This is a genomic window from Streptomyces sp. NPDC001634 (assembly GCF_040298185.1).
In the GTDB taxonomy this organism is placed as follows: Bacteria; Actinomycetota; Actinomycetes; order Streptomycetales; family Streptomycetaceae; genus Streptomyces.
The window spans coordinates 1-1,003 of the sequence record NZ_JBEOZU010000253.1 but is presented as its reverse complement, the minus strand read 5'-3'; the positions used below and the strand labels follow the sequence as shown (position 1 = coordinate 1,003).

The following is a 1,003-nucleotide window of genomic DNA, read 5'->3' as shown; positions in this document are numbered from 1 at the left end:
TCTAAATACTGTCTATTTTGGACACCAACACTATCTAATTTAGTTTTAGGGACATATCCAATATTCCCTTTAATCACTTTTATAGCAGCGTTGTTAAGATAGATAGTACCGTCTAATCTCTGTATCAAATTACTATCTAATTTAGATACTTGATAATGAATTTTCTTTTTTGATACACCCAACTCATCCGCAAGCTCTTTGATCGTTTTTAGATTCTCACTCATGGCTTGCTCCTTTACCTCGAACACTTGCACGTTCTGGTTGGTCAAGGTCTTGTAATTTCACAGTTGGCAAATACTGATCAACTGCCTTTTTAAGATACTTTGCAACGTTCCCTTTTGAATAAGGTTCTTGCTTCTCACGAACGTATGAGAGGTGCTTTTTGACCCCCTCAAGTCCTCGTAATGTTTTGAGTTCGTCATACTTTGGATAAACATTTTTTTGCAAGCCAGCCATAAGTGATGTATCTGTCATTTCATAAGGCGATAAAAGGAAATTTTCAAGCAATAACCTTGTATATCTACTTTCTAACGCTTTACCTGCAAGTGTTTGGTTTGATAATTCTTTTTCGGCTTTCGCTTCCTTGTAGGTCTTGTCCTCTAGCTTATAACTGTTATCGTCTGCTCGACGTTTTTTCGTGATATGAAAGACAATAGAATCAATGCTTTTACCTTTTTTCACTTTCTCATAGGCAATATTAAATGAGGTCCGATCATTGATTTCTTCAAGGGGTTTATCTAAAACTTTCTTGCTAAAGTTAGTGAATAATTTGTATTCATTGACCGTGTCCGTCATTTCTCGTAATTCTCGCATGGAAATTGAAGGATTGCGGTAGGCTTCCACTTGTTCTTCTCGGCGCCCGCCCTTGTAACTATAATGCTCGTACTGGTTATAATTCATAGATAACCAGCGTTCCCCAGGTGAAGATGCCCTCGGCGGGCTGGTTCGCGAAGGGCACCTCACCCTCGAAGCGGTCGATGGGGACGGGGGCCGGGTCGTGGGC

General features: G+C 40.1%; 2 protein-coding genes. Both read right to left on the bottom strand.

Annotated elements, in window-relative coordinates; all coding sequences use genetic code 11:
• The coding region (locus ABT186_RS47880) for a hypothetical protein (protein ID WP_351930743.1) at positions 1-224 on the bottom strand (224 nt) is incomplete at its 3' end.
• A complete protein-coding gene (locus tag ABT186_RS47875; RefSeq protein WP_351930741.1) occupies positions 217-843 on the bottom strand; it encodes a hypothetical protein in 627 nt (208 codons plus the stop codon). The genes ABT186_RS47875 and ABT186_RS47880, both read right to left, overlap by 8 nt.
• Positions 844-1,003: the final 160 nt, after the last annotated feature.